This window comes from Pseudomonas sp. FH1, from assembly GCF_000510895.2.
Taxonomy (GTDB): Bacteria; Pseudomonadota; Gammaproteobacteria; order Pseudomonadales; family Pseudomonadaceae; genus Aquipseudomonas; species Aquipseudomonas azotoformans_A.
Map to the genome: position 1 here is coordinate 22,213 of NZ_AOHM01000023.1, position 22,631 is coordinate 44,843.

A 22,631-nucleotide genomic window follows, 5' to 3' on the forward strand; every position below is an offset into this window, starting at 1 on the left:
GAGCGTTTTTTGTTTATGCGAATGCTTCTCACCTAGCAAGACGTGCGACGCGCAGGAAGTCAGTAAGATTTTTTGAAAGTTTTTCAGGAGGGGGGATTTCAGGCGGTGGGAGCAGGCCCCCACCGGGTCATCAATAGATCAGGCTGAGGCCAGCCAGGTCCAGGCGTTGCACCTGGAGTTCCTGGGTCAGCGTGGCAAGGGCAGTGTCGAGCATGTCGAGGCGGAACACGCCGCTGACTTCACGCTCACCGAGGGCCGAGTCGGTCAACACCACGCGCCCGGGACGGTAACGGTTGAGCTGTTCGATGACAGTGGCCAACGGCTGGCGATCAAAGATCAACACACCGCGCCGCCAGCTGGTGGCGCGCGCAACATCGAGTTGGTCCAAGGGCACGATGCCTTGCTGAGGGCTGTAGCGTACGGCCAGGCCTTCCTGGACCACCCTGTCGGACGGGCCCTTTTTCGGCGTCGCGTTCAGGGACACCTCGACACTGTGTTCCAGCACGCCAACCCACGCCTGACTGTCGTCTTCACGCTCCACCACAAACCGCGTGCCCAGCGCGCGGGTTTGCCCGCCGGCGCTTTGCACCACAAACGGCCGGGTTTCCTCGCCCACCATCGGCGCCACGTCAAAAATTGCCGAGCCCTGGAGCAGGCTGATGCGACGTTGCACACCGTCGTAGTCGAGGCGGATGGCACTGGCGGAATCCAGCTCGACCTTGCTGCCATCGGCCAGGTGCACGGTGCGCACCTCGCCTTTCGCGGTGATGTAGTCGGCTTGCATGCGCAGCAACACGTCCGGCCCGCGCACCCAGCCAACACCCGCCACCACCACGACCAATGCGACGGCGGCCACGCGTTGCCATGGCCTTCGCCGTTGGGTGCGGCGCACCGGCATCGTTGCCGCTGACGGACGCTGGCGGTGCACCGGCTCTTCCTTGTACACCTCTCCCAACGCCGCCCACGTCTGTTCGGCAAAACGCAACGCCGCTTCATGTCGGCTGTCGCAGGCGATCCAATGCTGCAGTTCGGCCTGCTCCTGTTCGGTCAGGGCACCGGCGTGCAGGCGCACCGCCCACTCGGCGGCCGCCTCGGTAATGCTGTGCTGTTGCGGACCCTGGCTATTCACGTGTGAATCTCGAATTTTTCGTTATGTAACGCTGTGACGTCTGAGGTGGCGCATTTCGGTAACTCATTCGTCGGATGGCGCCACTTCGCCGTCCTGCAGGCGCTGCATCACGTAGGCCAACGCCTTGGCCAGGTGCTTTTGTACGGAGCTGTCGGAGATGTCCAGGTGCCGGGCGACCTGGGCGTGGGTCATGCCTTCGATGCGGTTGAGACGGAAAATCTGCTGGGTGCGTTCCGGCAACTCCGCCAGTGCCTGCTTCAATGCCTGTCGCTGTTGCTGCGCCATTGCCTGAGCCTCCAACCCGGCCACTTCATCTTCAATCTCGGCCAGCGCCTCATGGGGCACGGAGTCTGTCTTGCGCCGCGCTTCCTGGCGAATATGGTCGATCAGCAGATTGCTCGCCGTTCGATAGAGATAGCCCTGGGAGTTGTCGATGCGCTCGCCAGCCGGCTTTTCGGCCAGGCGCAGGAAACTCTCCTGCACCAGGTCTGCGGCCAACTGCGGGTCCCGTACCTTGCGCGCCAGATACCCGCGCAGGGTATCGGCATGCTTGAGAAACAGGCCTTTGAGATCCACGTCCGACAAACCGACTCCCTGGAATGTAAAGGAAACAGGCGGGCATATTAAGCGTTGTCGAGAATGATTTTCAATTGATATCTAATCTGATCCGCTTGTGCGAAAGGTCGGATTAACAGTTCGGTAATCGAACACATACGCCGCCATCAATTGACCAAATTAACTAACCAGTACATTTTATCTGCACAACTAACAAGAACTGTGGAGATACTCCCAATGCAGCCTATCGTGCTGGTGCTCAACGGCCCCAACCTCAATCTGCTCGGCACCCGCGAGCCCGCCACCTACGGCCATGAAACCCTGGCCGATGTCGCCGCCCTGTGTGGCCGCAGCGCCGAACAGCTCGGGCTGAAAATCGAATTCCGCCAGACCAATCACGAAGGCGAACTGCTCGACTGGATTCACGGCGCCCGCGCCCGTTGCGCCGGCATCGTGATCAACCCGGCGGCCTGGACCCACACCTCCGTGGCGATTCGCGACGCGCTGGTGGCCAGTGAAGTGCCGGTGATCGAAGTACACCTCTCCAACGTGCATGCCCGCGAAGCGTTCCGGCATCACTCGTTTGTGTCGCCGATTGCCAAGGCTGTCCTCGCAGGTTTCGGCAGCCACGGCTATCACCTGGCCCTGGAACATTTCAGCCAGTTGCTCAAAGGGTCGGCCCGATGAAACCGCGCATCCTCGCCGGCCTGATTGGCGCTGGCATCCAGGCTTCCCGCACGCCCGCCCTGCACGAACAGGAAGGCGACGCCCAAGGCCTGCGCTACTTGTACCGCCTGATCGACCTTGAGCCGCTGCACCTGGACACCAACGCCCTGCCCGACCTGCTCGACGCCGCCGAGTTGATGCACTTCACCGGCCTGAACATTACCTACCCGTGCAAGCAGGCGATCCTACCGCTGCTCGATGAACTGTCCGACGAGGCCCGCGGCATTGGCGCGGTCAACACCGTGGTGTTCAAGAACGGCAAGCGCATCGGCCACAACACCGATTGCCTGGGGTTCGCCGAAGGCTTTCGACGCAACCTGAAGGATGTAGCACGCCAACGCGTGGTGCAGATGGGTGCCGGCGGTGCGGGTGCGGCGGTGGCGCATGCGCTGCTGGCGGAAGGTGTGGAGCAGTTGAGTATTTTCGATGTGGACAGCAGCCGCGCCCGCGACCTTGTGGATAACCTCGCCCAGCGTTTCGGCGCCGGTCGGGCCCAAGTGGGCAGCCAACTGGAAAATGCCCTGGCCGAGGCCGATGGCTTGGTCAACACCACGCCGATGGGCATGGCCAAGCTGCCGGGCACACCGGTTCCGGCCACCTGGCTACGCGCTGAATTGTGGGTGGCGGAGATCGTGTATTTCCCGCTGGAAACCCAACTGCTGCGCGACGCCCGCGCCTTGGGTTGCCGCACCTTGGATGGCGGCAACATGGCGGTGTTTCAGGCGGTGAAAGCGTTTGAGCTGTTCAGTGGGGAAGTGCCGGATGCGCAGCGCATGCTGGCGCATTTCCATAGCATGACGGATCAAGCCTGCAAGTAACGCATCACCGAATCACAAATCATGTCCCGGTGCCGCTGTTTAACCGCCTCATCCGACAGGTCGATCTGAAAAATCTCACTGAAGGTATGGCGGTTGGACACCCGGTAAAAGCTGAACGAGTTGATCAGCAGGTGCACGTCCAACGGCTCCAGCCCTTCCCGGAACAAGCCCAGCTCGGCCCCCCGGCGCAAGGTTTCGCCCAGCCCTTCAAGGATCTTGCTGTTCATCGCCTTGATGGTGTCGGTGCGCTTCACGTACTCGGCATTGTGGATATTTTCGATGCTGACGATGCGCACGAAGTCCACGTTCTGGTCATGGTGATCAAAGGTGAATTCCACCAACCGCCGGATCGCCTCGCGCGGCTCCAGCGCGGTGAGGTTCATGCGGGTTTCGGTGTTACGGATGTCGCCGTAGAGCTTCTCCAGCACTTCGACGTACAACTGCTCCTTGCTGCCAAAGTAGTAATAGATCATGCGCTTGGACGTGTGGATACGCTCGGCGATCGCGTCCACGCGAGCGCCGGAAAGGCCCTGCTGGACAAACTCGACGATGGCTTCCTGGAGTATGTTTTCGCGGGTCTTTTCCGGATTGTTCTTACGACTCTTGCGAGGTGCCTCGGTGGTCATGGTGCGCTCACGGCCAGTGTTATGCAGGCCGTGATTATGGGCCGCGATGCGGCCTGAAAGAAAGCACCTGACCCACCGTTATAAACGCGCCTGACGCACCGCACCGCTGCGCGATTTGGCCATCGCCGCCAGGCGCACCGCCACATTGGCCGCGCCATAGCCGGCATAACCATTTTTGCGCTGGATGATCTCGAAGAAAAACCGCCCTTCAAACGGCTCGGTGTACACGTGAAACAACTCACCGCCCTGGGCGTCGCGGTCGTACAGCACGTTGTAGTACGCCAACTCGCTGAGGAACTCATCATCGAAATCGAAACGCGCCGCCAGGTCGTCGTAGTAGTTGAGCGGGATATCCAGCAGCGGCACGCCGGCCTCTTTGGCACGGCGCACCTCGGCGAAAATGTCCGCGCAGTCGAAGGCAATGTGATGCACGCCCGAGCCGCGATAGCTCGACAGCGCGTGGGAAATCGCGGTATTGCGGTTCTCGGAGATGTTCAGCGGCAGGCGGATCGAACTGCAACGGCTGCGCAGGGCACGGCTTTTCACCAGACCGTAAGGGTCCGGCAGCACCACTTCGTCGTCGGCTTCGAAATCCAGCAGGCTCTTGTAGAACAGCACCCAACTGTCGAGGCTGTCGGCCGGCAACGCCATGGCCATATGGTCGATGCGCAGCAAGCCGCCGCTGGACGACGCGGCAGGTTGCAGGTTGAAGTCGGTGTCGTAGAGGCCGCCTTCACTCTGGTCCACCAGGTAAATCAGGCTGCCATCCGGCGCACGTACCGCCGCCAACTCCAGCTCGTTGGGTCCGACCAACCCTCGATAGGGCTGGCCTTTGTAGGCCACCGCGCGTTCCAGGGCCTTGGCGCTGTCCTTGACCCGGATCGCCGTGGCGCACAACGACGGTCCATGAGCCTCGAAGAAGTTGTGGGCGAAGGAATAGGGTTCGCAGTTGAGGATCAGGTTGATATCACCCTGGCGCAACAGGCTCACGCTCTTGGAGCGGTGCTGCCCGGCCTTGACGAAGCCCAGGCGTTCCAGCCAGTGAGTCAACTTGGCGCCGAGGCTTTCATCCACGGCGAATTCGAGGAACTCGATGCCGTCGTACTCGCTGGCGGCCGGGGTATCGAACAGAATCTCGACCGGTTGTGCAGGGGCTTCCTGCTTCAGGCGCTCGCGGGTTTTCTCTTCCAGGTACAGCAAGGAGCGCAGGCCATCCGCCGCATTCGCGCGAGTCGGCGCGGCGCGGAAGCCATCGTTGAAAATCTCCAGGGACAGCGGCCCGGTGTAACCACTCTTGATGATTGGCGCGAGGAACCCTGCCAGGTCGAATTCACCTTGGCCGGGGAAGCAGCGGAAATGCCGGCTCCACTCCAGCACGTCCATGGCCAGGATCGGCGCGTCGGCCATTTGCACGAAGAAGATTTTGTCGCCGGGGATCTCGGCAATCCCGCTCGGGTCGCCTTTGAGGGACAGGGTGTGAAAGCTGTCGAGCAATACGCCGAGGCTGGGATGATCGACCTGACGCACCAGGTTCCACACCTGCTGCCAGGTGTTCACATGCTTGCCCCAGGCCAGCGCTTCATAGCCGATACGCAGGCCACGGCGGCCAGCGTGTTCGGCGAGCAGGCTCAGGTCATCCAGCAAAATGCGCTCATCACCCACGCAATCGGCCGAGGTGTTGCTGCACACCAGCACCAGGTCGGTACCCAACTCCTGCATCAAGTCGAATTTGCGCTCGGCACGTTCCAGGTTGCGCGCCAGACGGTCGCGGCGGCAGCCTTCAAAGTCGCGAAACGGCTGGAACAAGGTGATGGCAATGCCGAGGTCGGCGCACATCTGCCTAACTTCGCGGGGGCTGCCGTCGTAATACAACAAGTCGTTCTCAAAGATCTCGACCCCATCAAACCCGGCGGCGGCAATGGCTTCGAGCTTTTCCGGCAGGGTGCCGCTCAAGGAAACAGTGGCAATGGAACGTTGCATGGGCGACTCCCGGCAATTGTTGTTTGTGGCAAATTATTCGCCCCTAGCCTAACCGCAGCAATTAAAATGTACGAACCAGTTAGTTTTTGGTGCGATTATCGAACACTATGCCCCTTTGGCGAATTGACGATTTTTTAGCCACTGCGCACCATCGATGACGTAACAGACCCAGAACACACCATAAAAATTTCAAAAAACGGGTACGACCTCATGCCTCTGCAAAACTCCGCCCTGGCCGCGCGCCACGGCACCCCGCACGCCGGCATCGGCGACAAAATCCGCGGCGCCCTGGCCGTGGGTAAAACGCGCTGGGGCATGTTGGCCCTGGTGTTTTTCGCCACCACCCTCAACTACATCGACCGCGCCGCGCTGGGCGTCATGCAGCCAATCCTCGCCAAAGAGATGAGCTGGACGGCGATGGACTACGCCAACATCAACTTCTGGTTCCAAGTCGGCTACGCCATCGGTTTTGTGCTGCAGGGTCGTTTGATCGACCGGGTGGGCGTGAAACGTGTGTTCTTCTGCGCCGTGCTGCTGTGGAGCCTGGCCACCGGCGCCCATGGCCTTGCGACCTCGGCGGTCGGCTTTATGGTGTGCCGCTTTATCCTCGGGCTGACCGAAGCCGCCAACTACCCGGCCTGCGTCAAGACCACGCGGTTGTGGTTCCCCGCCGGCGAGCGTGCGGTGGCCACCGGTATCTTCAACGCCGGCACCAACGTCGGCGCAATGATGACGCCGATGCTGCTGCCATTGATCCTGCACGTGTGGGGCTGGCAGGCGGCGTTCCTGAGCATGGCCTCGCTTGGCGCTCTCTGGCTGGTGTTCTGGGGCTTGAAGTACTACAACCCCGAAGATCATCCGACGGTTAAGCAATCCGAATTGGACTACGTGCAGCAGCAAGTCGAACCGGAACAACCCGGCGTACCGTTCAGCCGCATCCTACGCATGCGCGGCACCTGGGCCTTCGCCATCGCCTATGCGCTCACCGCGCCGGTGTTCTGGTTCTACCTGTACTGGCTGCCGCCGTTCCTGAACCAGCAATACAACTTGGGCATCAACGTAACCCAAATGGGCATTCCGCTGATCATCATCTACCTGACGGCGGATTTTGGCAGCGTGGGTGGGGGGATCCTGTCGTCGTTCCTGATCGGTCGCGGCATGAACTCGATCAAGGCGCGGTTGCTGTCGATGCTGCTGTTTGCCTGCTGCATCGTCGGCGTGATCATGGCCGCCGGCTCCAGCCAGTTGTGGGTCGCGGTGTTTGCCATCTCCCTGGCCATCGGCGCGCACCAGGCCTGGACCGCGAACATCTGGAGCCTGGTGATGGACTACACGCCCAAGCACATGATGAGCACGGTGTTTGGCTTCGGCGGCATGTGCGCGGCCATCGGCGGCATGTTCATGACCCAGATCGTCGGCCACATCCTGACCGTGACCAACAACAACTACACCGTGTTGTTCACCCTGATCCCGGCGATGTACTTCATTGCGCTGACCTGGATGTACTTCATGGCGCCACGCAAGATTCCTACCGTAGACGTCTAACGCTACCTACGCCGCTGCTGCCAGGCAGCGGCCAGCCCGCTCATGCAGATCACCCCGATGCCGACCACCGTGGTCACATCGGGGGTATGGCTGAACACCAGCCAACCCAACAACCCCGCAAACACGATCTGGCAATAGCCGAACGGCGCCAGCAAGGCCGGCGCCGCAAAGCGGAACGCCTGGGTCAGCATCAAGTGCGCGGTCATCCCGCAAGTGCCCAGGGCCAGCATCAAGGCGCCATGCCACAGCGTCGGGACCTGCCAGAAGAACGGCACCATCGCACTCATCACCAAGGTATTGCACAGGCCAGCAAAGAAGTTGCTGGTGGTGGGCGTGTCGTATTGGCTGAGGATGCGCGTGAGCAGTTGGTAGAAGCAGAAGAACAACGCCGAACACAGCGGCAGCAACACCGCCGGGGTGAACAATTCGCCGCCGGGGTGGATGATGATCAGCACGCCGACAAACCCGCAGATCACCGCCAGCCATTGGCCACGGGTCACGTGCTCACCGAGCAGCGGCACCGACAGCGCCGTCACCAGGATCGGCGCGAGGAAGTTCACTGCCGTGGCCTCCGCCAGGGGGATGTAATGCAGCGCCGCGGTGAAAAACAGACTGGTGCCCAACAGGCATAACGCCCGCACCACCTGCATCCCCGGTCGCTTGCTGCGCAATACCCGCAGGCCCGATTGAGGCAGGAATATCCCGGCCATCAACAAGGTGTGCACCAGGTAACGCGCCCACACCACCATCACGATCGGGTAGAACCCCGCGAGGTATTTGGACAAGGCGTCGTGACTGGAAAACAGAAACGTCGCCAAAACAATCAGCAAAATGCCCTTGAAGGGATGGTTGACGCCGGATAAAGGGGTACTGACGGTCATCGGATTCTCGTGTGTGGCGCGCGGTCGAGCTCAACCCGGTAATCTAGCAGCCGGGCCGGAGCCTGCCCCAAGAGCATAACCAAACACCGTGCGAACAGCGCACTAAATCACGGGTTTCGAGTCCAACCCTGCACGTTGACCGCCCAGTTGCACACTTTTTAACCAAGGCCTTGCTGCTATGAAAAAAATTATCTTTGCTCTTTCTGCCCTTGCCCTGCTCACCGCCTGCAACCAGGAAAACAAGGAAGCGCCCAAACCCGCGCCGGCTTCCGTACAAGCCACCCTAGTGCCAGAAACCCCGCCCACCGACAAATGGGTGGGTAAATGGATCGGCGTCGAAGGCCTCTACCTCACCATCGCCAAGGACGACAGCATCGGCTGTGGTCACTACCTGCTGACCATGAAATACAGCCTGGATGATGACGCCGTCGGCACCTTCAAGGGTGCAGCCAACGAAGATGGCATCGCCTTTACCCGAACAGACGGCCCGCAGCAGTTGAGCGCCGGCAACGGCGAAGCCACCGGTTTGAAATGGTTGGCGGATAAAAAGGATTGCCTGATCGTCGATACCGGCGAAGGTTATTGCCGCGATTAACAGCCATACTCTTTCCCAATTAATGTAGGACCGTTCACCGAGAGGATTGCCCCATGCTATGGAAAAAAGGCCGACGCAGCGACAACGTGGTGGATGCCCGCGATGACAGCGGCGGCGGTGGCGGCATGCGCTTTGGTGGCGGCAAAGGCCTGAGCCTGACGGCCATTGTGCTGATCGTCGGCATCGGTTGGCTGACCGGCCAGGACCCGTTGCAGATCCTCGGCCAGTTGACCGGCCAGATGGAACAGGCGCCGTCGGTGAGCACGCAATCGCGCCAGGCGCCACCGGCCAATGATGAGCAAGCGGATTTTGTCCGCGCGGTGCTGGGCGATACCGAAGACACCTGGGCCCAGGTGTTCCAGGAAAACGGCTTGGCGTACAAGAACCCGAAACTGATCTTGTTCCGTGGCAGGGTGAATTCCGCCTGCGGGGGTGCCACCTCGGCCAGCGGCCCGTTTTATTGCCCGGCTGACCAGCAGGTGTACCTGGACCTGGACTTCTTCCGGGAAATGTCACAGCGCTTCCAGGCTGCTGGCGACTTTGCCCAGGCGTACGTGATCGCCCACGAAGTCGGGCACCACGTGCAGACGCTGCTGGGTATCTCCTCGAAGATCCAGGCGGCACGCCAGCAAGGTCGGCAGATGCAGGGTGACGGCGGTCTGCTGGTGCGTCAGGAACTGCAAGCCGACTGCTTTGCCGGGGTGTGGGCCAACCGTGCGCAAAAACGTCTGAACTGGCTGGAGCCGGGCGATATTGAAGAAGCACTGAATGCGGCCAACGCCATTGGCGATGACCGTTTGCAGCAACAGGGTCAAGGGCGCGTCGTGCCGGACTCGTTTACCCACGGCACCTCGGCACAGCGGGTTCGCTGGTTCAAGACCGGCTTTGCCCAGGGCCAGATCACTCAATGCGACACTTTTACCGCCAAGAGCCTTTAGATGAATAAACGAGTGGGATTGCTGCTGGGTTTGCTGGTCACCGGTTCCGTTTTGGCAGCCGGGCATAACGTCAACGAGGCCAATCTCGATCGCTTCCCCCTGAAGGCAGGGGATCTGAGCCTGGGGTTGAGCCAGGATTGGCGCCAGCCACTGCCCAACGTCACCCGTGCGTTGATCATCGTGCATGGGCGCCTGCGCGATGCGCAGACCTATCTGGAAAGCGGCGAGAAAGCGGCCGAGAATGCCGGGCAAGCGGCCAATACCTTGGTGATCGCGCCAAGGTTTCTCATTGAGTCGGATGCGCGGCACGAGCATCTGGACAATCAGCTACTGCGCTGGACCGACAACGGCTGGATGGCCGGTGAGCCGTCCACCGGCCCAGGCCAAATCAGCTCCTACGGCGCCCTCGACCAGATCATCAAGCACCTGGGCAACCGCAAACTGTTCCCTGCGTTGAAAGAAATCGTGGTGGCCGGGCATTCCGGGGGTGGCCAGGTGGTACAGCGGTTTGCCCTCACCAGCCACGACCATCCGAAACTGCAAACCGAAGGCATCCGCCTGCGTTACGTGGTGGCCAACCCGTCCTCCTACGCCTACTTCACCCCGCAGCGCCCGGTGAAATTCGACATTGCCAGTTGCCCTGGTTTCAACGACTGGAAATACGGCCTGCAAAACCTGCCGGCCTACGCTCAAGGCCAGAGCGCCGAACAGCTTGAACAGGCGTATGTGTCACGCGACATCACCTACCTGCTGGGCCAACAGGACATCGACCCAAACCATCACGCGCTGGACAAAGGCTGTGAGGCCGAAACCCAGGGCGCGTATCGCCTGATTCGCGGGCATAACTATTTTGACTACCTCAAGCAGCGGCATCCGCAGTTGAGTCATAAGCTGGTGGAAGTGCCGGGGGTGGGGCATAACGGGGATGGGATGTTTACGTCGCCGGAAGGCCAGAAAGCACTCTTCCAATAACATCCCCTGAAGAAACCCAATCTACGTGTGGGAGCTGGCTTGCCTGCTCCCACAGTTGATCTTCATTGTTTGGGCTGGATCATCTGGCGCAACACCGAGCAATCCTCGGCATGCCAATCTGCCAACTCCGGCCAAGGATTCTCCGGCAAATTCACCAACACCGTCCGCGCGCCCGCCGCCCGGCCACAGTCCAGGTCAAAACGATAATCCCCCACCATCACCATCTCACTCGGCGCCACGTCCCAAGCGGCCGCCAGTTTCAGCAAGCCATCCGGATCAGGCTTGGGTTGCGCATCGTCACGCCCCAGCACGTCCTCAATGGCAAAGCAGTCTGCCAGACCGATCGCCTCCAGGGTGACGTGCGCCAGCTCCCGCGCATTGCGGGTCAGGATGCCCAGGCGGTAACCACGCCCGGCCAATTCGCGCACCAACTCCACCGCACCTTCAGCCGCGACCGAACCCAGCGCCAACTCGCGCTCATGCTCCAGCAACCAGGCATGCTTGGCCGCCGCGACATCCGCTGGCAACGCCGCCAGGTGCGTGAGGATGTCGTCCTCGGGTGCAATCTCCAGGGCCACGCGAATAGCCGCGAAGTCATGCACGGCCACCGTGAGGGTGCCGTCCATGTCGAACACCCAGTGTTTTACCTCCGACAGGCTCATGCCCAATCCTTGCGATGGCGGATCAAGCCTTCCTGGGTCACCGAGGCCACCAGTTGCCCGGCGCGGTTGTACACACTGCCACGGGAGAAACCCCGGGAATTACCGGCCCATGGGCTGTCCATGGCGTAGAGCAACCAGTCGTCGGCACGCAGGTCGGCGTGGAACCACAGCGCGTGATCGAGGCTGGCGACTTGCATGTCTTTCTGCCAGACCGTCTTGCCATGGGGCAGCAAGGAGGTGGTCAGCAGACCGAAATCCGAGGCGTAGGCCAGCAGATATTTATGCAGCGCCGGCGAGTCGGCCAGGGCGCCGTCGGCACGGAACCACACGTACTTGACCGGGTCGGACGGCTGCGGGTTGAACGGGTCTTTTTCGGTGACCGGGCGCACTTCGATCGGCTTGGGGCACAGCAGCTTGTCGCGCATGTGCTCGGGGATCAGGTGCGCGCGCTGCTGGGTCAGCTCCAGCTCCGACGGCAGGTTTTCCGGGCCCACTACCACAGGCATGGTGGTCTGGTGGTCGAAGCCTTGTTCGTCGTACTGGAACGAGGTGGTGCAGGTGAAGATCGGGTGGCCCTTCTGGATCGCGGTCACGCGGCGCGTGCTGAAACTGCCGCCATCGCGCACACGGTCCACCGAATACACCACCGGCAACTTCGCATCGCCGGGACGCAGGAAGTAACCGTGCAGGGAATGCACGTGCCGCGCTTCTTCTACGGTCTGGCTGGCGGCCGACAGCGACTGGCCGAGCACCTGGCCGCCGAACAGTTGGCGAAAACCCAGGTCCTGACTGCGGCCGCGAAAGAGGTTTTCCTCGATCGGCTCCAGGGTCAGCAGGTCCACCAGATCTTCCAATACTTGGCTCATAGAGCAACTCCTACAATCTATGGGGCATTCCGGGCTGCTTATCCGTGCAGCGTGTCCAACCATTGGGCGCGGGTGATGCGGTACAAAACATGAGGGCGCAGCGGGTCATCGGCTGCGACCTTGGGGTGTTCGAAATCTGCCTGGGGATCGTAATGCATACCGATGGCCTGCATGACTTTTTGTGAGGGCAGATTGGCCTCCGTGGTGAAGGCGACGATTTCGTCCAGTTTCAAACGATCAAACCCACAGCGCAATGCGGTCCAGGCAGCCTCGCTGGCATAGCCCAGCCCCCAGTGTTCACGGGCCAGGCGCCAGCCGATTTCCACCGCCGGGGTAAAATCAGCCTCGAAACTGACATTCAGCAACCCGGTGAGGCCGATGAATTCACCCGTGTCCTTGCGCTGCAAGGCCCACAGGCCAAAGCCATATTCAGCAAAGTGCCCACGAATGCGGCCGATCAACGCGGCGCTTTCCAGGTGGCTCAGCTTGGCCGGGAAATAGCGCATCACCTGTGGGTCGGCGCACATGCGCGCAAACTCCGCCAGGTCGCTGTCGCGCCATTGGCGCAGCACCAGGCGTGCGCTTTCCAATTCCAGTATCGGCTCCATGGGTCCCCTCCCTTGCCATGTGCGTGAGTGTACAACGCGGGTAAGATGCGTCGCAGGTTCCCGTCAGAAAATCCCATGCCTTTGCCATTGATCTACCACGATGACTACAGCCCCGAGTTCCCGGCGGACCACCGGTTCCCCATGGACAAGTTCCGCCTGTTGCGCGACCACCTGGTAGACAGCGGCCTGATCGAGGACCGCCAACTGCTGCGCCCACAACTCTGCCCACCCGAGATTCTGGCCCTGGCCCATGACGCTGGGTATATCGAGCGCTACATGGGCGGCGAATTATCCCGTGAAGACCAGCGCCGCCTAGGCCTGCCCTGGAACGAAGCCCTGGCCCGCCGTACCGTGCGAGCGGTGGGCGGTTCGATTCTCGCGGCGGAACAAGCCCTGGAGCACGGCCTGGCCTGCCACCTGGCCGGCGGCACCCACCACGCCCACTACGATTACCCGGCAGGCTTCTGCAATTCTGCTGACCAAATCATGTAAACAAGGCTGGTTAGACTAGGAAAAACAAGATCTTGGGTAAGCCAAAGTTTCTAAAAAGGAAATAACTATCCGACATTCAACGAGATGTTTACAAAGCTCAGAAATCTCCGTTGAGTCAAAGGGGAGTTGACTCACACCGAACCAGTATGACAATCAACATCCAAAAGGGATCAGATCGCAGGAAGCTCCGGTTTGCGACCTCAGTCGGATTTTTCCTGCACCTGCCCGACCAAGCACGCAAAAGATAGGACCTACAGAGAATTGCCAAAAGTAGGTGAACATCTCAACGCCCAAGTAATTGCCCACGGTCAGAGCTGTTATCAAAATGGGAGACTTAGACGATGTTGCCACCATGTTTGCCTGTGCCACGCGGCTGCGCCAGGAAAGGACCACTCGGTCCCCAAACGATAAGGTCGGTGTTACTGCATGAGCGGAAAAATCTATAGGCTTGGCTTTAGTTTCTGAAGAGTTCGTAGCGCTCCTCAGAAGCTATCGGCTCATACTGCGTTCGTAGGCTGCAAGAACGGTGCGCTCCGATTGTACCAAATAGGCTTCGAGCATCTGGGTTGCCTCCTCTGGTCGCCCCTCTTCTATACAGCGCAGGATTGAAGCGTTCATGTCGACATAAGGCATATGCAGAAATTCGGGGTCATCAAGTAGGCCGAAGGCCAATCGCAGCTCGGCAGATATCTGCCCGTAGAACACCACCAATCGCGGGCTGTCGGCTAGCTCGACGATAGCCTTGTGGAACATCATATTAGCGGTACCGACTGCTATCCAATCCTTGGCTTCGCGCGCTCGCATGCCCACCTCCACTGCTTGACGCATATGCAATGTTCCCGGGTGCAACGGGTAACCCTGACCAATGGCTTTGCATTCGATAAAGCGGCGTACACGATAGATGTCAATAATCGACGCCATATCAGGTTCCGCCACAGTTACCCCTCGATTGGGCTCATGCTTGAGCAACCCCTCGCGAGTCAGGACCCTGAACGCTTCTCTCAAGGTGTTACGGGAAATCTGCAGGCTTTCGGCCAGCGCCGCTTCGGACAGCCGTTGGCCCGGGACCAATTCGCCTTCGACCAGCATCCTGCGGACCTCTTGGGTAATGGATTCACCCAGCGAGCGAGGAAGGGAATGTGAAACGTCGTTCATGTGCGATCCAGAGTCAGAGAAAGTCATTTTGATGTTCCATGAGAGCTCAGCGCATGGCAAGAAGCAAGGGTGCCTCGCGCATCATTAAGTAACACACATGAGTGATAAGGTTACAAACTGGTGCATATTGTCGACCCATAGCCGTATTATTGTTCAACAATCAAAGGCTCATGTATCAACGCATACAGCCCGATGATTGAATCTTGGCACGCTCATTGCTCAATCAAACCATCTCCCACCGTAGGTATGATGCCGTGACACAGACAGCCGTGACACAGACCGCTCAAGATTTTACAAAGGCGCGACGCTCTTCCCTGATCGCCGCAATTTTCATGATGGCGACTTCTGCCATCGGACCTGGATTCATCACCCAGACCGCCACGTTCACGGCCAAGATGGGTGCGGCATTTGCGTTCGGTATCCTGGCGTCGATTCTGATCGACTTCGTGGTTCAACTTAACGTCTGGCGTATCGTCTCCCTGACCCGAATGCGTGCCGCAGATGTGGCCAACAAAGCGATTCCAGGCAGTGGTTACCTGCTCGCGGTGCTGGTGATATTCGGCGGGCTGGTGTTCAACGTCGGCAACATTGCCGGCGCCGGGCTGGGTCTGAACGCGCTGATGGGGCTTGATGCGAAATGGGGCGGCGGTCTGAGCGCTCTGTTGGCCATCGGCATCTTCCTCTCTCACCGCGCCGGCTTGGCCGTCGACCGGCTGATCGTCGTGCTGGGCCTGGTGATGATTGGCCTGACGCTGTTCGTAGCCTTTGCCTCCAACCCGCCACTGGGTGAAGCCCTCTACCAGACCGTACTTCCGGACCAGATCAACTTCGCCACCATTACCACCATTGTCGGAGGTACGGTGGGTGGTTACATCACCTATGCGGGGGCTCACAAACTGCTGGATCGCGGCACTACCGGGGTAGAAAATCTCCAGGCAGTGACCAAAGCAGCCCTGAGCGGCATCCTGGTCACCGGCCTCATGCGCTACATCCTGTTTCTCGCCATCCTCGGCGTTGTTGCCAGCGGCGTAATTATCGACACCTCGGGTCAGGGCGCCAATCCGGCCGCACAAGCCTTCCAGGCAGCGGCCGGGCAGATCGGCCTGCGCGTCTTCGGTCTCATCCTCTGGGCCGCCAGTATCACCAGCGTGATCGGCGCCGCTTACACCTCCATCTCCTTTATCACCGTGTTCAAGCCGAACATCACTGAGCAGGGGCGCAACCGCGCCACCACAGTGTTCATCGCCCTATCGCTGCTGATCTTTGTCCTGATGGGTACGGCTCCTGCCGCACTGCTGCTCTTCGCAGGCGGTTTCAACGGCCTGATATTGCCAATCGGCCTGAGCATCTTCATCTACGTCGGCTGGCGCCGATCCGACCTCATGGACGGTTACCATTACCCACGCTGGCTCCTGGTGCTGGGTGTCCTGACCTGCATGCTGACCTGGTACATGGCAATCAAATCCGTCGGGCCGATCTTTGCCTTCCTCAACGTCATCTGAGCCTGATAACGAAAAAGGAGTCACGTGAATGCCAACGATAGATATCAATAGTGACCTGGGCGAAAGCTTCGGCGCCTGGAGCATGGGCGACGATGACGCGATGCTCGATATCGTGACCAGCGCCAATGTCGCCTGTGGTTTTCACGCCGGCGACCCGGCCGGCATCCTGCGGACACTCAAAGCCGCTGCAGCCAAAAACGTCACCATTGGTGCCCATGTCGCCTACCCGGACAAGGTCGGCTTCGGCCGACGCAACATGGACCTGGCCAGCGATGAACTGACCGCCGACGTGATCTACCAGATCGGTGCGCTGCAAGGCCTGGCCAAGGCTGCTGGCACCTCGGTGCGTTATGTGAAGCCCCACGGCGCCTTGTACAACACTATCGCTCACGACCGCAGACAGGCGATGGCGGTGATTGAGGCGATCCGCGCCATTGATCCCACGCTGGTGCTCGTCGCTCTGGCGGGCTCCACCCTGATTGAGCTGGCCCGTAGCGAAGGTTTGCAGTGCGTCGCCGAGGCCTTCGCTGATCGTGCGTATACGCCACAGGGCACTCTGGTTTCGCGGCGCGAGCCCGGGGCCGTTCTTCACGATCCCGAGCTCGTGGCCCAGCGCATGTTGCGTCTGGTTCAGTCAGGCTTCATCGAAGCCATTGATGGCAGCCTAGTCAGGATAGAGGCCGACTCAATTTGTGTGCATGGCGACAGCCCCGCCGCCGTAGAGATGGCCCGCGAGCTGCGCCGCGTACTGGAACAAGCCAATACATCTTTGCAACCCTTTGCCGGAGAGCGCCCATGAATGCCTTTGATCGAGCCCGTCAGACCGCCATCGCCGCAGCCCGCGAGGCGCGTGGCACTTACCGCAACGGTCTGGTTACCCCCACGGCAGGTGTTGCACCAGGGATGACCCAAGCCAACCTGATCGCCTTGCCCCGCGACTGGGCCTACGATTTCCTGCTCTACGCGCAGCGCAATCCCAAAGCCTGCCCGATCCTGGATGTCAGCGACGCCGGCAGCCCGACCACCCTCTTGGCTGAAGGCGCGGACCTGCGCACCGACATCCCGATGTACCGCATCTGGCGCGATGGCAAGCTGGCGGAAGAAGTCAGCGACGCAACTCAAGCCTGGGCTGAACACGACGACATGGTCGCGTTTCTGATCGGCTGCAGCTTTACCTTTGAAACCCCGCTGCAAGAAGCGGGCATCGAAGTGCGACACATCACCGATGGCTGCAATGTGCCGATGTACCGCACCAACCGCGCCTGCCGTCCTGCCGGTCGGCTACATGGCGAAATGGTGGTTTCCATGCGTCCGATTCCGGCTGATCGCGTGGCCGAGGCCTGCAGTATCTCCGGGCGCTACCCCTCAGTGCACGGCGCTCCAGTCCATATCGGCGAGCCTGGACGACTGGGTATCAACAACCTGAGTCGACCCGATTTCGGCGATGCCGTTAGCATCAAGCCTGGCGAAGTTCCGGTGTTCTGGGCCTGTGGTGTTACACCTCAGGCAGCAGTCATGGCCTCGGGTGTGCCCTTCGCCATCACCCATTCGCCGGGCTATATGTTCATCACCGACGTGCCTGACAGCACTTACCACGTCTAGGAGTTCCCTGTGCGCTTTCTACCGGTCAACCTGGACGTCCTGCTCGTCGAATTGAAAGATCTGGACGAAACCCTGGCCTTGTTCGACGCCCTGACGGCGGAGCCAATTGCGGGTGTGGAGGAGATCGTTCCTGCCGCACGCACGCTATTGATCCAGTTCCGCCCCAGCACCATCGATCGTCAGGCGCTGGTCAACTGCATAGCTGGCCAAGACCTCAGCCAGCGCCGCGAGGGCGAACACCGTCGGGTGGAAATCCCGGTGCATTACAACGGCGAAGACCTCGACGAAGTCGCGACTCTGCTGAACATCAGCCGCGCAGAGGTCATCCAGCGTCACACCGCTCATGACTACAGCGTGGCGTTCTGCGGTTTCGCGCCGGGCTTCGCGTACCTGACTGGCGGCGCCGGGTTCCAGGTGCCTCGTCGACAAACGCCGCGCACTCGCATCCCTGCCGGTGCCGTGGCGTTGGCGGGCGACTTCAGCGGCGTCTATCCCAAAGCCAGCCCTGGTGGGTGGCAGATCATCGGCGTCACGCCGTTGCAGATGTGGGACCTGAACCGCGCCGAGCCTGCTTTGCTGCGCCCTGGCTATAAGGTCCGGTTTACCGATGCCGGTCCGCTGCCAGCCAGTGGCCTGCCTGCGCCGTCTGAGCCAGCTCGGGGTGACGTGCCAAGCGGCACCAGCCTGGAAATCACCAGCCCAGGCCTGCACAGTGTTTTGCAGGACATGGGGCGCCCCGGCCAAACCGGCCAGGGCGTGTCCCGTTCCGGCGCACTGGACCTCGGTGCTCTGCGTTCGGCCAACCGCGCCGTCGGCAACCCTTCGGACATGGCCTGTGTGGAATCGGTGCTCGGTGGCTTGGGCTTCATTTGCCATGGCCGTGCGGTGATCGCCATTACTGGCGCGTTAACCCCGGTCACCATCACCAACGCCAGCGGCCTGCAATGGCAAGCCAACAACTACCAGCCCATCGAGCTGGAAGCGGGCGACCGCGTCAGCCTGGGATCACCCAAGGCCGGGCTGCGCAGTTATCTGGCTATCCGTGGCGGTTTCGACGTCACACCGGTGCTTGGCAGCCTGTCCACCGACACCCTGGCGCAGCTCGGTCCTGCAGCGCTCGCGACGGGCGACCGACTGGGCTTCACCGCGCCGGTCACCGGCACCAGCGTATCCCTGAACGAGGCCCCGGCTTTTGAGCTGCCGACCACCGCCAACATCGTCACCCTCGATGTGGTGATGGGGCCGCGCACCGACTGGTTTACCGAGGACGCCATCAAGCGTCTGAGCAGCCAGCTGTGGCGGGTGACCTCGCAGTCCAACCGGGTCGGGATTCGTCTGGCCGGTGACACACCGCTGGAGCGCAGCAATCATCAGGAGTTGCCCAGCGAAGGCACCTCCGTGGGCGCGATTCAGGTCCCGGCCAGCGGCCAACCGGTGCTGTTCCTGGCTGACCACCCGCTGACCGGTGGTTATCCAGTGATTGGCTCGGTTGCAAGCTACCACCTGGACCTGGCCGGGCAGATACCGGTCAACGCGCAGATTCGTTTCAACCCTTTGGATGGCTTCCGCGACCTTCTACCCAGAACAGAAGCCTCTTTTTCAACTGCCGATGCGAAGAACAATTCATGAAAAAATTACTGATTGCCAACCGTGGTGAAATTGCCGTCCGCATCGCCCGCGCCTGCCGCGACTACGGTGTGCAGTCTGTCGCGGTCTATGCCGACGCAGACATCGACGCCCTGCACGTGCGCCAAGCCGACGAAGCCTACTCACTGAATGGTCAGCGCCCGACCGAGACCTACCTGGACATCGGCAAACTTATCGCCGTCGCCAAACGCAGCGGCGCCGATGCCGTGCACCCCGGCTATGGTTTTCTGTCTGAACGGGCCGACTTCGCCCGGGCGGTGATCGACGCAGGGTTGATCTGGGTCGGTCCCAACCCAGAGACCATCGACGTGCTCGGCGACAAGGTCGAGGCGCGAAAAATTGCCCAACTGGTCGGTGCGCCTCTGGTGGCCGGTACGCCTGGGCCGGTCGAAAGCGCCGCCGAGGTGCTGGCCTTTGCCGAGCAGCACGGCCTGCCGATTGCCATCAAGGCCGCCTTCGGTGGCGGCGGACGCGGCATGAAAGTGGCCTGGCGCCTGGACGAGGTCGCCGAGCTGTTTGCTTCGGCGGTGCGCGAAGCCGAAGCAGCGTTTGGCCGCGGCGAATGTTTCGTTGAGCAATTCCTCGACCGCCCTCGGCACATTGAAGCGCAAATAATGGCCGACAAACACGGCAAGGTGGTGGTGGTCGGCACGCGTGATTGCTCGCTGCAACGACGCAACCAGAAGCTGGTGGAAGAAGCGCCCGCGCCGTTTATCAGCGACGCACAGCGCCAGCGTATTCATCAATCGGCCCAGGCTATTTGCGCCAAGGCCGGCTACGTCGGCGCCGGCACCGTGGAGTTCCTGCTCAGCCAGGACGGCACCCTGTCGTTCCTCGAGGTCAACACGCGCTTGCAGGTCGAGCACCCGGTGACCGAAGAAACCACCGGCGTCGACCTCGTGATTGAGCAACTGCGTATCGCCGACGGCTTGCCGTTGTCGTTCAGCGAAACGCCGACCCCGCGCGGCCACAGCTTTGAATTTCGCATCAACGCCGAAGACGCAGGCAAAGGCTTTTTGCCCACCCCCGGGCAAATCACAGAATTCCTGCCGCCCTCTGGCCCCGGCGTACGCCTGGACAGCGGCGTGGTCAGCGGTTCCAGCGTGCCGAGCACCTTCGATTCGATGATGGCCAAGCTGATTGTCACAGGTGCAACTCGTGAGCAGGCGATAACCCGCGCCCGTCGCGCCCTGGCGGAATTCAAGATCGAAGGCATCGCCTCAGTGCTGCCGTTCCACCGGGCCGTGATGGACCATGCCGACTTCACCAGCGCTGACCGATTCGACGTGCACACCCGCTGGATCGAGACCGACTTCGCCGAACAGATCACCATCGCCCCACGAAACGCCCAGTCGGGAAACCCAGAAGTACTGCGCACCTTCGTCGAAATTGACGGCAAGCGCCACGAACTGGGCCTGCCCGCAGCATTGTTGCGCGGCATGAGCCTGAACGCAGCTGGCCCTGCCAGCGAAAGCGCGAGCCCAAGCGAGGCAGTTGATCCACAGGCGGTACTGACGCCGGTAGCGGGCAACCTGCATACCTGGGTCGTTGAGGACGGTGAGGCGGTCAGCGCCGGGCAAGTTATCGCCGTGGTAGAAGCGATGAAAATGGAAACTTCGGTTCTGGCCCCCTGTGCTGGCGACGTTCAAGTTACCCAACAATCGGGCACTTACTTTGAAGCCGGCTCGCTGATCGGCCGTATCAAAACAGCTAGTTGATTTAAACGCTTCTTTTTGCAGGCTACACGCGCAACGGGCTAATAACCCGGTTGCCGCGTGCTGCCCGCAGAAAACTGTAGATGACACTGTGCACTCACAATAACGATAAAACCCAACCCATAAATCTGCCGTTATCTGGAGCATTTAAGAGCATGTTAATCAACAAGGTTTTTACCCTTGCGGGTACCTGCGCGCTGGTTTTACCACTCACTGCATCTGCCGACTTTATTGCCGACAGCAAAGCCAGCGTAGAACTGCGTAACTTCTACTTTAACCGTGACTTTCGTAACGGCCCGCCCACCGCTCAGCGTGATGCAGCGGCAGAGTGGGCGCAGGGCCTCATGTTGCGCTTCGAGTCGGGTTATACCGCTGGCACTCTGGGTCTGGGCGTCGACGCCGTTGGCATGCTCGGCCTCAAGCTCGATGGCGGCGACGGCTCCGGTGGCACAGGCTTGCTGCCGGCAGACCTGAGTTCAAAGAACGGCCGCGGCTCGCAGGACGAGTATTCAAAACTTGAGCTGACGGCCAAGGCCAAGGTCTCGGAAACCGTGCTGAAGGTCGGCTCGCTGGCCTTTCGCACCCCTGTGGTCTCGAGTAATGACACGCGCCTGTTGCCGGCTACGTTCGAAGGCGCAATGCTCACCTCAAAAGATATCGATAAGTTAGTGCTGCAAGGCGGCAAGCTAGAGCAAATCAAGTTCAACAGCTCCTCAAACTATCAAGACTTCACGGGCAACCGCATCGGCGGCGTCAGCGATGATTTTCGCTTTGCCGGCGGCACGTACAGCTTCAGCAAGGCCCTGAGTACAAGCCTTTACTACGGTAACCTGGAAAACGTCTATCGGCAGTACTTTGGCGGCGTGGTCTATGAGATCCCCCTTGCGGCGCAACAGTCGCTGAAGTTCGACCTACGCTATTCGAAAAGCACCGAGGACGGTAACTTCCGCGCCCTAGACAACCGCGCAGCCAACGGAATGGCGTCTTATACCCTGGGCAGAAACGTGTTCTCGGCGGCCTATCAGCGCATGAGCGGTGATGACCCGTTTCCGTACATCGCCAATACCGACCCCTATCTGGTCAACTTCGTCCAGATCAATGACTTTGCCAACGCTCAGGAAAAATCCTGGCAGTTGCGCTACGACTACAACTTCGCGGCGCTGGGCCTGCCGGGGCTGACCTTCATGACCCGTTATGTCAGCGGGGACAATGCCTTGGTCGCAGGCAGCAACAGCGGTAAAGAGTGGGAGCGCGATACCGATATCGGCTATGTCATACAAAGTGGCTCTCTGAAAAACCTCGGCATGAAAGTCCGAAATGCAACGGTCCGTTCAAACTTCGGTAACGACTTGGACGAAACACGCCTAATCGTTAGTTATACATTGCCACTGTGGTAACAGCGATAAAAAGTGATGCTGCCCAGCCATCACTCAGGACTTCATCCAAGGAATAAGCGGCACAGGTACATGTACCGGGGCCTGGAACTATGCATTCCAAGCCCCGGGCCTATCACCTGCAACGTTGATACAGGTTTACCGATCAATAATCGGAGAGTGAGTGATGAGACAGCTAAGGAAACTCTGAAAAAGACTTTCAGATTTGGTGAAATAGCCGCCT

General features: G+C 60.5%; 21 protein-coding genes and 1 pseudogene. 13 read left to right on the forward strand and 9 right to left on the reverse strand.

Annotation, left to right across the window (positions count from 1 at the left end; all coding sequences use genetic code 11):
- Positions 1 to 130: 130 nt before the first annotated feature.
- Both H096_RS09705 and H096_RS09710 read right to left on the reverse strand, forming a co-directional pair.
- Positions 131 to 1,129 (reverse strand): FecR family protein, encoded by a 999-nt coding sequence (locus H096_RS09705; RefSeq protein WP_033897901.1) that lies wholly within the window; start codon positions 1,127 to 1,129, stop codon positions 131 to 133.
- A 63-nt stretch (positions 1,130 to 1,192) separates the two neighbouring features.
- Complete coding sequence (locus H096_RS09710) at positions 1,193 to 1,714, reverse strand: RNA polymerase sigma factor (protein ID WP_028618031.1); 522 nt, start codon at positions 1,712 to 1,714, stop codon at positions 1,193 to 1,195.
- 207 nt (positions 1,715 to 1,921) lie between these two features.
- Between H096_RS09710 and aroQ the strand changes: the two genes are divergently transcribed.
- Complete coding sequence (aroQ, locus tag H096_RS09715) at positions 1,922 to 2,371, forward strand: type II 3-dehydroquinate dehydratase (protein ID WP_033897902.1); 450 nt, start codon at positions 1,922 to 1,924, stop codon at positions 2,369 to 2,371.
- Positions 2,368 to 3,228, forward strand: a complete 861-nt coding sequence (locus tag H096_RS09720) for a shikimate dehydrogenase (protein WP_033897903.1) — start codon at positions 2,368 to 2,370, stop codon at positions 3,226 to 3,228. The genes aroQ and H096_RS09720 overlap by 4 nt, the downstream gene beginning before the upstream one ends.
- Here H096_RS09720 and H096_RS09725 read toward each other — a convergent pair.
- On the reverse strand, positions 3,213 to 3,854 hold the full coding sequence (locus H096_RS09725) for a TetR/AcrR family transcriptional regulator (RefSeq protein ID WP_033897904.1): 642 nt from the start codon (positions 3,852 to 3,854) through the stop codon (positions 3,213 to 3,215). The two genes, H096_RS09720 and H096_RS09725, sit on opposite strands and share 16 nt — an antisense overlap.
- 78 nt (positions 3,855 to 3,932) lie before the next feature.
- Entirely contained in the window at positions 3,933 to 5,834 is a 1,902-nt protein-coding gene (gene quiC / locus H096_RS09730; protein WP_033897905.1) for a 3-dehydroshikimate dehydratase QuiC, read from the reverse strand.
- 210 nt (positions 5,835 to 6,044) lie between these two features.
- Between quiC and H096_RS09735 the strand changes: the two genes are divergently transcribed.
- Positions 6,045 to 7,379 carry an MFS transporter gene (locus tag H096_RS09735; RefSeq protein WP_033897906.1) on the forward strand — a complete coding sequence of 445 codons (1,335 nt, stop codon included), beginning with the start codon at positions 6,045 to 6,047 and terminating at the stop codon, positions 7,377 to 7,379.
- 2 nt (positions 7,380 to 7,381) lie between these two features.
- On the opposite strand, the gene H096_RS09740 is transcribed toward H096_RS09735, so the two are convergent.
- Positions 7,382 to 8,260, reverse strand: a complete 879-nt coding sequence (locus tag H096_RS09740) for a DMT family transporter (RefSeq protein ID WP_033897907.1) — start codon at positions 8,258 to 8,260, stop codon at positions 7,382 to 7,384.
- Between the two features lie 178 nt (positions 8,261 to 8,438).
- Between H096_RS09740 and H096_RS09745 the strand changes: the two genes are divergently transcribed.
- The 3 genes from H096_RS09745 to H096_RS09755 are packed head-to-tail and all read left to right on the forward strand — an operon-like array spanning position 8,439 to position 10,765.
- Complete coding sequence (locus tag H096_RS09745; RefSeq protein ID WP_033897909.1) at positions 8,439 to 8,855, forward strand: lipoprotein; 417 nt, start codon at positions 8,439 to 8,441, stop codon at positions 8,853 to 8,855.
- A 53-nt stretch (positions 8,856 to 8,908) separates the two neighbouring features.
- On the forward strand, positions 8,909 to 9,793 hold the full coding sequence (locus H096_RS09750) for a neutral zinc metallopeptidase (protein WP_033897910.1): 885 nt from the start codon (positions 8,909 to 8,911) through the stop codon (positions 9,791 to 9,793).
- On the forward strand, positions 9,794 to 10,765 hold the full coding sequence (locus H096_RS09755) for a lipoprotein (RefSeq protein ID WP_033897911.1): 972 nt from the start codon (positions 9,794 to 9,796) through the stop codon (positions 10,763 to 10,765).
- 62 nt (positions 10,766 to 10,827) lie between these two features.
- Here the strand turns inward: H096_RS09755 and H096_RS09760 are convergent, their stop codons facing one another.
- The 3 genes from H096_RS09760 to H096_RS09770 are packed head-to-tail and all read right to left on the reverse strand — an operon-like array spanning position 10,828 to position 12,901.
- Positions 10,828 to 11,427, reverse strand: a complete 600-nt coding sequence (locus tag H096_RS09760; protein WP_033897912.1) for an HAD family hydrolase — start codon at positions 11,425 to 11,427, stop codon at positions 10,828 to 10,830.
- Positions 11,424 to 12,293 (reverse strand): acyl-CoA thioesterase II, encoded by an 870-nt coding sequence (gene tesB / locus H096_RS09765; protein WP_016976734.1) that lies wholly within the window; start codon positions 12,291 to 12,293, stop codon positions 11,424 to 11,426. Before tesB ends, H096_RS09760 begins: the two co-directional genes overlap by 4 nt.
- Positions 12,294 to 12,331: 38 nt before the next feature.
- A complete protein-coding gene (locus H096_RS09770) occupies positions 12,332 to 12,901 on the reverse strand; it encodes a GNAT family N-acetyltransferase (RefSeq protein WP_033897913.1) in 570 nt (189 codons plus the stop codon).
- Positions 12,902 to 12,976: 75 nt separating this feature from the next.
- On the opposite strand from H096_RS09770, the pseudogene H096_RS09775 reads away from it, so the two are divergent.
- Positions 12,977 to 13,369, forward strand: a pseudogene (locus tag H096_RS09775) (histone deacetylase); the annotation flags it as partial.
- A 513-nt stretch (positions 13,370 to 13,882) separates the two neighbouring features.
- Here H096_RS09775 and H096_RS09780 read toward each other — a convergent pair.
- Positions 13,883 to 14,548, reverse strand: coding sequence for a GntR family transcriptional regulator (locus H096_RS09780; protein ID WP_033897923.1), 666 nt, complete (start codon positions 14,546 to 14,548; stop codon positions 13,883 to 13,885).
- A 269-nt stretch (positions 14,549 to 14,817) separates the two neighbouring features.
- Between H096_RS09780 and H096_RS09785 the strand changes: the two genes are divergently transcribed.
- The 6 genes from H096_RS09785 (at position 14,818) to H096_RS09810 (ending at position 22,411) form a co-directional block, all read left to right on the forward strand.
- A complete protein-coding gene (locus H096_RS09785; RefSeq protein ID WP_033897914.1) occupies positions 14,818 to 16,050 on the forward strand; it encodes an NRAMP family divalent metal transporter in 1,233 nt (410 codons plus the stop codon).
- 28 nt (positions 16,051 to 16,078) lie between these two features.
- Positions 16,079 to 16,849: a 5-oxoprolinase subunit PxpA gene (locus H096_RS09790; protein WP_033897916.1), complete on the forward strand. Its 771-nt coding sequence runs from the start codon at positions 16,079 to 16,081 to the stop codon at positions 16,847 to 16,849.
- Complete coding sequence (locus H096_RS09795; RefSeq protein WP_033897917.1) at positions 16,846 to 17,652, forward strand: putative hydro-lyase; 807 nt, start codon at positions 16,846 to 16,848, stop codon at positions 17,650 to 17,652. The genes H096_RS09790 and H096_RS09795 overlap by 4 nt, the downstream gene beginning before the upstream one ends.
- 9 nt (positions 17,653 to 17,661) lie before the next feature.
- Positions 17,662 to 19,281, forward strand: coding sequence for a 5-oxoprolinase/urea amidolyase family protein (locus H096_RS09800; RefSeq protein ID WP_033897918.1), 1,620 nt, complete (start codon positions 17,662 to 17,664; stop codon positions 19,279 to 19,281).
- Positions 19,278 to 21,017, forward strand: coding sequence for a biotin carboxylase N-terminal domain-containing protein (locus H096_RS09805; protein ID WP_033897919.1), 1,740 nt, complete (start codon positions 19,278 to 19,280; stop codon positions 21,015 to 21,017). The genes H096_RS09800 and H096_RS09805 overlap by 4 nt, the downstream gene beginning before the upstream one ends.
- Positions 21,018 to 21,169: 152 nt before the next feature.
- Positions 21,170 to 22,411, forward strand: a complete 1,242-nt coding sequence (locus tag H096_RS09810; RefSeq protein WP_033897920.1) for an OprD family porin — start codon at positions 21,170 to 21,172, stop codon at positions 22,409 to 22,411.
- Positions 22,412 to 22,631: the final 220 nt, after the last annotated feature.

What these genes read in the sequence shown, in the direction of transcription:
- aroQ (WP_033897902.1), top strand. Translation starts at nt 1,922, where the DNA reads ATGCAGCCTATCGTGCTGGTGCTCAACGGCCCCAACCTCAATCTGCTC.
- H096_RS09720 (WP_033897903.1), top strand. Translation starts at nt 2,368, where the DNA reads ATGAAACCGCGCATCCTCGCCGGCCTGATTGGCGCTGGCATCCAGGCT.
- H096_RS09725 (WP_033897904.1), bottom strand. Translation starts at nt 3,854, where the DNA reads ATGACCACCGAGGCACCTCGCAAGAGTCGTAAGAACAATCCGGAAAAG.
- quiC (WP_033897905.1), bottom strand. Translation starts at nt 5,834, where the DNA reads ATGCAACGTTCCATTGCCACTGTTTCCTTGAGCGGCACCCTGCCGGAA.
- H096_RS09735 (WP_033897906.1), top strand. Translation starts at nt 6,045, where the DNA reads ATGCCTCTGCAAAACTCCGCCCTGGCCGCGCGCCACGGCACCCCGCAC.
- H096_RS09740 (WP_033897907.1), bottom strand. Translation starts at nt 8,260, where the DNA reads ATGACCGTCAGTACCCCTTTATCCGGCGTCAACCATCCCTTCAAGGGC.
- H096_RS09745 (WP_033897909.1), top strand. Translation starts at nt 8,439, where the DNA reads ATGAAAAAAATTATCTTTGCTCTTTCTGCCCTTGCCCTGCTCACCGCC.
- H096_RS09750 (WP_033897910.1), top strand. Translation starts at nt 8,909, where the DNA reads ATGCTATGGAAAAAAGGCCGACGCAGCGACAACGTGGTGGATGCCCGC.
- H096_RS09755 (WP_033897911.1), top strand. Translation starts at nt 9,794, where the DNA reads ATGAATAAACGAGTGGGATTGCTGCTGGGTTTGCTGGTCACCGGTTCC.
- H096_RS09760 (WP_033897912.1), bottom strand. Translation starts at nt 11,427, where the DNA reads ATGAGCCTGTCGGAGGTAAAACACTGGGTGTTCGACATGGACGGCACC.
- tesB (WP_016976734.1), bottom strand. Translation starts at nt 12,293, where the DNA reads ATGAGCCAAGTATTGGAAGATCTGGTGGACCTGCTGACCCTGGAGCCG.
- H096_RS09770 (WP_033897913.1), bottom strand. Translation starts at nt 12,901, where the DNA reads ATGGAGCCGATACTGGAATTGGAAAGCGCACGCCTGGTGCTGCGCCAA.
- H096_RS09780 (WP_033897923.1), bottom strand. Translation starts at nt 14,548, where the DNA reads ATGAACGACGTTTCACATTCCCTTCCTCGCTCGCTGGGTGAATCCATT.
- H096_RS09790 (WP_033897916.1), top strand. Translation starts at nt 16,079, where the DNA reads ATGCCAACGATAGATATCAATAGTGACCTGGGCGAAAGCTTCGGCGCC.
- H096_RS09795 (WP_033897917.1), top strand. Translation starts at nt 16,846, where the DNA reads ATGAATGCCTTTGATCGAGCCCGTCAGACCGCCATCGCCGCAGCCCGC.
- H096_RS09805 (WP_033897919.1), top strand. Translation starts at nt 19,278, where the DNA reads ATGAAAAAATTACTGATTGCCAACCGTGGTGAAATTGCCGTCCGCATC.
- H096_RS09810 (WP_033897920.1), top strand. Translation starts at nt 21,170, where the DNA reads ATGTTAATCAACAAGGTTTTTACCCTTGCGGGTACCTGCGCGCTGGTT.